At 44.8% G+C, this 10,545-nt stretch carries 1 protein-coding gene and 1 pseudogene; both read right to left on the bottom strand.

Features of this window, described 5'->3' with window-relative positions:
* A partial coding sequence (locus D8797_RS10620) for a G5 domain-containing protein (protein ID WP_446677494.1) occupies nucleotides 1-1,025 on the bottom strand: 1,025 nt, incomplete at its 3' end.
* A 129-nt stretch (nucleotides 1,026-1,154) separates the two neighbouring features.
* Nucleotides 1,155-10,226, bottom strand: a pseudogene (locus D8797_RS09915) (Ig-like domain-containing protein); the annotation flags it as partial.
* Nucleotides 10,227-10,545: the final 319 nt, after the last annotated feature.

Here is a 10,545-nt window from a genome sequence, read left to right as displayed (position 1 = left end):
ACCTTACCCTTAGGTTGTACAGATTGGCCAAATTGGTCTTCTAGTCTAATGTCATAAGCATCGTAGAGCTTACCTTCTAGGCTTTGAGCTGCTACTTTCTTAACCTTCAAGGCCACAACTTGATCAAGCGTAGACTTCATGCCAATCACTTGAACCTTGGTAGCTTCGTCCGTCAAGATACGCAAGTTATTTTCTGGCTTAGATGGTTTAGATGGCTCTACAGGCTTCTCTGGTGTAGTTGGTTTGTTTAGTTTCTCTTCCTTGCTTCCAACTTCCACAATCTTATCAACTGGGGCTTTAGAAACGAAGCTGTCGCGAGTCAATCGACCGGTTTCTTGACCATTCTCAATCGCCACTTCTACAAGCGTTGTCTTTTCACCGTCCTTGCCTTCTTGGACAACCTTTCGAGTACCCTTCGGCAATTGTGCATTTTCACGTTCGACGGTGTTAAACGGCAGAACTTCTGTCACAATATCCAAGCGTGGTTGCTCGACAACCAGATTCTTAACGCCTTCTGCTGGTGTAACCTGCTCAACTGGCTTTCCAACTTCCACAATCTTGTCGACTGGGGCTTTGGAAACAAAGCTATCGCGAGTCACTCGACCGGTTTCCTGACCATTTTCGATGGTCACTTCCACAAGCGTTGTCTTTTCACCGTCCTTGCCCTCTTGGACAACTTTTCGGATGCCCTTAGGCAATTGAGCACTTTCATGTTCGACGGTGTTAAACGGTAGAACTTCTGTCACAATATCCAAGCGTGGCTGCTCGACAACCAGATTCTTAACTCCTTCTGCTGGTGTCACTTGCTCAGCTGGCTTGCCAACTTCCACAATCTTATCAACTGCGTCTTTGGAAACGAAGCTATCGCGAGTCACTCGACCAGTTTCCTGACCATTTTCGATGGTCACTTCGACAAGCGTGGTCTTCTCGCCGGTCTTGCCTTCTTGGACAACTTTTCGGATGCCCTTAGGCAATTGAGCACTTTCATGTTCGACGGTGTTAAACGGTAGAACTTCAGTTACCACATCCAAGCGTGGCTGCTCTACAACCAGATTCTTAACGCCTTCTGCTGGTGTAACCTGCTCAACTGGCTTGCCAACTTCCACAATCTTGTCGACTGGGGCTTTGGAAACAAAGCTGTCGCGAGTCACACGGCCGGTTTCTTGACCATTTTCGATGGTCACTTCCACAAGTGTAGTCTTCTCGCCGGCCTTGCCTTCTTGGACAACTTTTCGTGTACCTTTCGGCAATTGTGGATTTTCACGTTCGACGGTATTAAACGGTAGAACTTCTGTCACAATATCCAAGCGTGGTTGCTCGACTACCTGAATCTTAACACCTTCGTCTGGAGTCGTTTTGTGAACTGGAGGTGTAGTATCCGCTGCTTTCTTCACTAGCTGGATCCGGTATTCCTTAGTCGTTTGACCGTCTTCCGTCACCACACGAACAAGACTTGGAAGCTCATCGCTATCAGACTGAACAACTGTTACAGTTGCTTTGTTTGTAGCAGTAGCTTCAATCCTTGGTCTTGTACCTTGATACTCCAGACGGTAATCTGTCTTATCTGCTGCAAAATCAGCCAAGGCTTGACCATTAACAGTGATGTTCGTTACTGTAGTTGACTGAAGCGCTTCTGTTGGTGTAACGGCAGTGAACTCTACAAGTGCAACCCCGTTAGTCGTATCCTTGCGTGTCATTCGGGCACGGATAGCTTTTGTTTTAACTGGATCAAAGTTGAAATGAATCATCTTGCCAGCTATGATTTCGCTATCTGCTGTATAGTTCAATTGCTTCCAATTATTTGCATTGTTAAATGGATGATCAGCTTGCTCAGCATAACGAGAAGCTGGATTTGGCTCAGTAAAGTCTGGACCGTCATAGTATTCTAAGACGAGACTTTGTGGTGCATCTGTTCCACTATCTCTGAAGAACTGCATACCAACTTGTTGTACTGTCTCAGCTGAAATCTGACCTTGCTTTTTGAAAAGCACACCGACAGATACTTCTTTACTTGGAGCCTGTCTTGACCAGTTAGTCCAGCGATTGCTTTCGTTGGTCGAACCATCATTTACATAGTGAACCCTATCTTGTGAAGCTTGATCTGTGTCATTAGTCGTTGAAGCAAAAGCAAGTGAATCTTGGTCGTTATGATTTTGGTTTAAAGCAGCATTGCGTCCAGTTTGCTCGCTTACCCGTACTTTAAGCTGTGCCTGCAGATCTGTTCCTGGAATCGTTCCTGTCAATGTAAAGCTACCTTTAGTTCGAAGTAGACTTTCATCAACTGGATTCCAAGTAACTGCTAAATCTTTCTTAACCCACTCAGTACCACTTGGGTAATAAACTGGTACAGTTGATGGCAACTGGAGTCTCTCTCCTACATTTACGACTGTTGATAATATTTCAGCAGCCACAGGCTTACCTATTTGCTTACTCTCTTTGACAAAGCGAATGCGGTACTCATCCACGATTTGACCATTTTCAGCCTTGATGAGTACACGGACAGGATCCTTTTCAGATGCTGCTGGAATCACTGTCGCTAACCCATTGTCGCTTACTTCTGCAGTCACTTGATTGCCTGTTTCTTTCTTGACAATCTCATATTCCTTGATAGCGCTGTTAAAGCCTGGGATAGGCTGTCCATCTATCATGATCTTAGCGGTTGCACTTGTCGCCTCTTCAACACTGTTGCCCATAACAGTGAGCTCAGTCAAACCAACACCTGAGGTGTTCGCTTTCTTCTTCATACGAATACGGATAGCTGGTGTTTCTACCTTATCAAAGCGGAAGACATTTTCAGAGTTTGCACTTAGGGTCTGAGGCGCACGAAGACCAGTTACCTGTTTCCAGTTACTTGATTGATTGAATGGATGCTGCGCTTCTTTGCGAACATGGTTAACATCTTTTGGTAATTCTGGAAGATCTTTGCCTGCATAGTATTCAATAACATATTCTTCTGGCAGACCAATAGAACCATCCGTGTAGAAGTCTGCTTTTAGATTATCAACAAAGCGTTTAGTCAAGTCACCTGCATCTCCAAATAAGATACCTGCATAATCTTCTTCATTTCCAGTACGCCAGTTGGTCCAACGATTCTTAGCTCCGCCTGAAGTTCTTGAAATGTGGGTATCATTTAGAGCACTAGCGCTATCATCCCCACCAGTATCAGATACAAAGGCTGCTGGAAGTTCTGACCCTGTCCATTGTTTAGAGATATTCTTATTTTGGACCGTTTGCTCAGACACTCGGATGTGAGCCTTGGTTCTCAGATTGAGTCCCACGACTGTTCCTGTAACTTCTATTTTTCCAGCTTGAGCCGTTGCATCAGATGGAACAGCATCCCAGTTTACTTCTTTGTACTGGACACTGCCATCAGAGTGATAAGCACGGACTGTTGCCGGAAGTTTAATCTTCTCACCTTTTGGCACGGCCAATGAAACTTCTTCAGCTGTCAAGAAGCCTTCAACAGTCACATGAGCTTGCGCTTCAATGTCAGTACCTGCTACTCGCCCCTTAACGGTAAAGCTATGATAGCGATCAACCTTTTCTTGGGAAATCGGCTCCCAAGTCACGGCTACCTTACGCGGCAAACCTTGATTATAAACTGCCAGTACTTCTTGAGGGAGAGTTGGCACCTTATGCAAATCTGTCGATAGCTTAATGGTCCGCAGCTCTGTAATGGTCTTTTCTTGTGTATTTTCAGCGATGCTCAAGGTTAGTTCTTGCGAAGTCAGAGTCTTATCTGCCTTTGCAAGACGAGCTGTGATACGAGCTGTTCCTTTACGATAGAGTAAGAGCTTACCATTTTCAGCTTTTACTTCTGCTCCATCTTCTGAGCTAAACGTGATGTTAACATCATTTTCTGACAGAAGCGCCCGAGTGCCATCTTCATAAACACCTTTGACTTTATATGGTACTGCTTGATCTTCGACCAGATTTTCTGTCTTTTCTACTTCTAGCTCAATACCAGTCAAGGCTGGACTAGCTTCGACAAATTGCAGGCGATAAACTCGAGTCAGACGACCAGACTCGTCTGTCACAAAGACAGAAGTCAGCTTGTCATTGTCAGCACTAGCCTGTTGTATAGTAGCTGTTGCACCTGCTGTGGTTGTCGCTGAAACTGTCGGTACAGTTGCACCATAAGCAAGTGGAATGCGATAGTAAGTCTTGTCTGCGCTAAAGTCAGCCAGAGCCTTGCCACCAACCTGAATACCTGTCACAGCCCCTTCGGTTAAGTTCTGATTAGACGCTCGGAATCTAGCTGACACAGAAATGTCCGAGTCTGCGACTTTTCCTGTCGCTGTTGTTTCGCCATTTTCAGTCTTCAAGGCATCTGGATTTTCCAAAGTCCAAGAGCTGACTTCAGCATCTGATGTCGTACCGTCAGAAAAGACTGCTGTAACTACTTTATCTAAATCTTCTGTTGCTGTATTGACTGGCACTGTCTGGGTTTTTGGCAACCAAGTTACCAAATCCAAAACTTTCAGCATCAAGCGAGCAGTCAGGTTTGTACCCTCTACATTTCCTAGAACTTCTTTGACACCACGCGTTTTAGTCAGGTCAGCTGGTACCTTCCAAGTCACAGTCTTGTCTTCTGTACTGCCGTCATTGTAAACAGCTTTGACTGTCTGTGGAAGTTGTGCTTCGTCACCAACCATAGCGGTTACTTTTGCTGGAAGCAAGTCAACTAATTCTTTGGCAGACTGTGTTCTTTTCACCGTATAAACCGTTGCAGAGTCTGAACCTAGACCTTCTGAATCAGCAAATAGAGTAAACTTACCTGCTGTTTCTGTTGACTTAACGATGACCACACCCTTGCCATTAAAGGCCTTGCGCTTCCATGTGCCATCTGCTTGAGCCTTGTAACGTTCACGGCTGGCCTGTTCACCATTATCCACACCGACAATTTCGCCTTGTCCATGCAAATTGAAGTGTACAAGATTATTAGCTGTCGGCACGAGATTACCATTGGCATCTACGATTTCATAATGGATGTAGGTCAAATCTTTTCCATCTGCTCCGATGACATGCTCTTCTTTAACCAGACGGACATTGCTAGGTTGGTCAGCAGTTGTCACAGTATCACGCGCAATCTCTTTGCCAGACTCATCTCTGGCAACCGCCACTAGAGTACCTGGCTTATAAGCAACCTTCCACTCCAGATAGAGTTGACCATTTTCACCTTCTTGATAGCTTCTGCCATCTGCTGTCTGCTTCTTGGTGAAGGTCTTTTTGCCAAGCGATTCATTGTTCAGATAGAGCTCAACGCTGGCTGCATTTGAGAAGACGCGGACAGGCACCTTGCCATCAACCAACATCTTTCTGTCTTGTAGACTCTCCTCGTCCCAATTCCAGTGTGGCAACATATGAACCATCGGCTTGTCTTGGGCTGAGCGCCATTGGCTTTGGTAGAGATAGAAGTCATTCTTAGGTAGACCTGCTGTATCGATAATTCCAAAGAAGGAGCTCTTAACTGGGGTACGATCCATATTGTGCCAAGGAGTCGGCTCACCGATATAGTCAATGCCTGTCCAGATAAACTGACCAGCATAGCCAGCATGGTCACGGTCAAAGGTCCATGACTGGGTCGCTGTCCGGCCCCATGCTACCTTGTCATTTCCGTAGTCAGACTGCTCATAACGACGACCAGCACTGTGGTCATGGTTCAAAATCCGTGATGGATCGTAGTAGGAGCCGCGAGTCCGAGTTGCAGAAGATGTTTCTGATCCATAAATCTTCCAGTCTGGATGAGCCCGACGCACTGCTTCATAGTTATGCTCGCCATAGTTCATCCCTACAACATCCATGATTTTAGCGATTTCGATAAAGCCGCCAGAAGAACGTTGGCTAAATTTATTTTCACCCATGGTGACATAGCGTTCTGTGTCAATGGCCTTGATAACTGCCTTCAAGCGCTTAGCTGTCGCAATAGAACGCGCATCTCCATTGGCTTCTTCAACTTCATTTCCGAGAGACCACATGATGATAGATGGATTGTTCTTGTCTTTTTCAACCATCATTCTCAAGTCAAAGTCAGACCATTTCTCACCTGGTTTAGCATCTGGATGGGTTGCTTCTTGGTCAAAGAATCGGCCGTAGTCATAAGTCTTCTTACTATGATACCAAGTATCAAAGGCTTCTTCCTGCACTAAGAATCCAAGCTCAGCTGCAGCATTCAACAACTGTTCGCTGGCTGGATTATGCGAAGTACGAATAGCATTGACACCCATCTCCTTGAGCAATTTCAATTTGCGATAGATGGCCTTGGCATTTTCTTCAGAGCCCAGTGCTCCATTGTCCTGGTGAATACATACGCCGTGGAACTTCATGCGCTCGCCGTTTAGTGAGAAGCCATCTGCTGCAGTCCAGTCAAAGTAACGGTAACCAAAGGTATCTTCAGTCACATCAACCAGTTGATTGTCTTTATAGACCTTGGTCTTCATGACATAGAGCTGTGGCTTATCTGATTTGGTCGTCCACAGGGTTGGTCTGTTGACCTGAAGCGTTTGGTCAAATTGAACTTCCTGATTAGCTAAAAGTTCTTTGACAACGGAACGGACAGCTGCTGAGACAGCCTGACCTTCTTTGGTAAAGACCTGGTGCTCAACATAAACCTGATGCGCCTTGCTATCGGTATTGACAACCTTGCTGGCAACAACTGTATCAACCGCTCCCTGCTGCTGTTCTTTTAGCTTCGGTGTGGTGATCTTATTGCCATGTTTGCTGACATGCAGCTTATCTGTCATGACTAGATGAACATCACGGTAAATACCGCTACCTGAGTACCAACGGCTGCTTGGTTGCTTGTTGGTAACTTGGACAGCAATCGTATTTTCACGACCATCTTTATAGAGATAGTCAGTGATATCATAAGAGAAGTGATTATAACCATTTGGATAGTGGCCGACATGCTTGCCATTGACATAGACATGCGAATCCATGTAAACACCATCAAAAGTCAGACGAACGTTCTTGTCCTTGTTTTCTTCCTCCAGTGTGAAGGTCTTACGATACCATGCCACTCCACCATTTAGTTGACCGCCCTCATTGCGAGCTGGAGACGAATGATCAAAGTCAAAGAAGATACTCCAGTCATGTGGCAGATTAAGCTTGGTCCAATCCTTCATATTGATATTTTCCTTGGATTGGTCGCCAGTCGGATTAAGTTTAAAGTACCAGTCTTTATTAAAGTTTTGCTTACGAGCCTGAAGCAAATCTTTCTCTTCTTTAGTGACTGGAGGCGTTACAATCGGCTGATCTGGTTTTTGATCAGGTGTTGCAGGCCGATCGGGCGTAGACGGTTGAGATGGAGTTGAAGGTTGATCTGGCGTGGATGGTTGAGATGGACTTGGTTCCTCTGGTAGGTTTGGACGATTTTCTGGAATAAAGTTATCTGGATTATCCAAAATTTCTTTCAATTGATTAACTGCATTGAAGATTGCTTGGACATCTGGTGTTTCTTTTGCCAATTCATTTTCCAAAACAGTCTTATGTTCTACAAAGGCAGTACGGCTATTCGGGGTATCTTTCAATAATTCTGGGGTAATTTGATTGACAGTTTCTTTCAACTGCTTCATCTCTTCTACAAAGTCCTGTTTGGAAATGAGATGAGAACCAGTTCCTTTTGTCACGACCCTATCTAATTGGATTCCGATATTTCTAGCCAAGTCATTACGCTCAGGATCCAGCTCCATGGTCAGAACGTGAACATCGTCCTTCAAACCTTTAAGGGAAACCAGTGTTTGATTGCCTTTTCGTTGAGCCGCTTTACCACTAAAGTATTTCTTGCCGTTGTATTCTGTGGCATTTCCTTGACCTTCTTGATAGTCTAAGACTTTGCCATCTAGGCTGACCTTATAAATACCATGATTTGGATCCACAAAACCAGTTAGATCGATTCCTGTCCCGCTGAAAATAGCTGTCACAGAAAGTTTTTTCTTGGCATCAGCAGACAAGCCGTTATAAGAAGCCCAACTTTCTGTATTACTGAAATTTCCCTGAGCATTGGTCTGTCTGTGCCAATTTGAACTGTAGATAAGCTGACTGGCTTGGTCATCGTATTCTTTTTGGTTATGCGAAAGACTGTCCGCTTTCATGACACGAACTGTTGCAGATGAGTTAAAGCCAAGTAAGCTGCCTTCTGTTGGGTCAGACAACTTAACTTTAAAGTCAAAGACTTGGTCTTCTTGTTCTTTAAAGTCAATAGTCTGGAGCGTTACTGTCTTTTCGGTTTCCCCATCAGCAAAGTGCAAAATCTCTGTCTTGTCTTGGTAAACCTTGCCATGAACACCTGTTCCGGGCTCGGTCACCACACGGACATCTGCTGAACCTTTAGCACCGCCTACACGTTTGACAGTAACAGTGACAGTTTTACCTTTTTCAGCTTCATAGCTTGCTTGACTTAGCTCAAACATGCCCTTGCTTTTGTTATTCAAAGTATAAATCCCCTCAGTTGCAATGGCACGATTGCTAGCATTCACCAGCTTGATAGTATGAGTACCTTCTGCTAGGTTGCCTGTTTCATATACCGTTTGACTCCGTTTGCGCACGGTGCTCTGCGTATCAATCATTGCCACTTTTTGACCATCTACATAGACATCCATCGGACCGTGTTGCGGGTCGACAGTAGACACGACATAGGCCTTAGTTCCTGTGAATTGATATTCAACGCTGGCATCTTTTTGGTTAGTCCACATAGAACTTCCGCGAACACCTTCATTTTCTTGATGCCAAGTCGTATTGTTCTTATTTCCCTCAGTATTAGAATGATAATCCAATCCCAAAGGATAGCCATCTGTCTTTTCGATAGACTGAGGTGTTTTGTAGAGCGCAAAGTTGGTCAAAATCGGAGTCGCCTGAGCACCCGTAATAGTAACACGGATTCTTCTAGCAGTGACCGGCTGGCCTTGGATAAGACGGCGGTAGCCAACTGTACTGCCTTCGCCATAGCGAACCCAACGACCATTGACTTCTACGTCAATGTTGAAACCGGAAATCCGCTGACCTTTAGCAATATCTTCTTTCAACTCGACCACATCAAAACGCTTATTCTCTCCCAAATCAACTGTGAAAGAACCAGTCAAGGCATCATTTGATAGCGCCCAAGATGTCTTGTCATCACCATCAACCAGATGATTGACATTGTATTTGGCATTCTTCCGTGTAGAATCCGCTACCACACTGGCACCTGCTGCTAGATTAGTAGAATACATGTCTTTGAGCGTCTGATGAAATTCTTTTAATCTTGCAACATCAACATCTGCAAATCGTCCTTCTTTGTTAGGTGGAATATTGAGCAAAAGTGGTGTTCCACGACCGACAGACTTGAAGTAAATATCCATCAATTCACGCAAAGATTTTGGTTGCTGATTTTCATGATAGAACCAGCCTGAGCGAATGGACACATCCGCTTCCCCAACAGAATACATATCTCCAGTAGGGTCCCCATGATTCAGATAGTCTGTTGACGGATTAGCCAGAACTTTGTCGCGTTTGACCTTATGCCAGACTGGGTCACCTGCTGTGCCTTTTTCGTTCCCAATCCAGCGGACACTTGTTGGCTGAGCAGAGAAAATAGTGATGTCACCCTCTGCTTTTTTAATATATTCGAACCATTTATCAAAAGTATAAGTGACTTTCTGCGCTCCTTCTCCTCGAGCACCATCCATCCAGACTTCGACAAATTTTCCTTTGTTACCGTATTTAGGATTATCTAAAATCTCCTTGAGTTGATTGAGGTAGTATTCATTATACTGATCCTGAGTGGCAACCTTATAAGACGGATGATTGGCATCCCACGGAGAAAGATAGACCCCAAGATTCATGTCATATTTGGTCGCAGACTTAGAAACTTCTTCCAAGACATCGCCTTTACCATTTTTCCACGGACTGGCTGCGACAGTGTGATTTGTATGCGCAGACGGATAAAGAACAAAACCATCATGGTGCTTAGTAACCATAATCGTCCGTTTGAATCCCGCTTCTTTTAACACTCGAATCCATTGGTCTGTATCTAAATTAGTCGGATTAAAATTAGAAGGATTTTCACGACCATTTCCCCACTCAGAGTTGGTATAGGTGTTCATACCAAAGTGGATAAAGGCGGCTAATTCTTCTTTGTGGTAGTCCAATTGAGCCTTGGTTGGAAGTGGTCCATAATCAGCAATTTCTGTTTCGTTATTTCCAGTAGGACTTGCTGCTTGAGCTGGCAAAGTGGGCTGGCTAGCTTCATTGCTAGCGGAAGTTTTCGGCTGCGTAGGTTTCGGTTGAGTGACTCCCTCATTTGCCACTGGCTGAGCNGGTTTGGGAGTAGCTACCTCTGATGTTGCTTCAGAAGTATTTCCGCTATTATCAGAACTGCTTCCTCCATTGTCGCCAGAGTCGGCTTTTGCTAATTTATCTGCCAATTCAGCTGGTAAACTGGTTAGACCTTCTACCCGCTCGACCGTACCAGAATCATTTCCTCTGCCACCTGATGACTCGCTAGTAACCGTTGCCGAACTGGATGGTTGCACCACATCAGCTGATGCCAATGGCATACCAAATAAC

Source organism: Streptococcus cristatus (assembly GCF_003944225.1).
In the GTDB taxonomy this organism is placed as follows: Bacteria; Bacillota; Bacilli; order Lactobacillales; family Streptococcaceae; genus Streptococcus; species Streptococcus cristatus_K.
The sequence above is the reverse complement of the archived record's forward strand: the minus strand, read 5'-3'. Positions and strand labels throughout refer to the sequence as shown.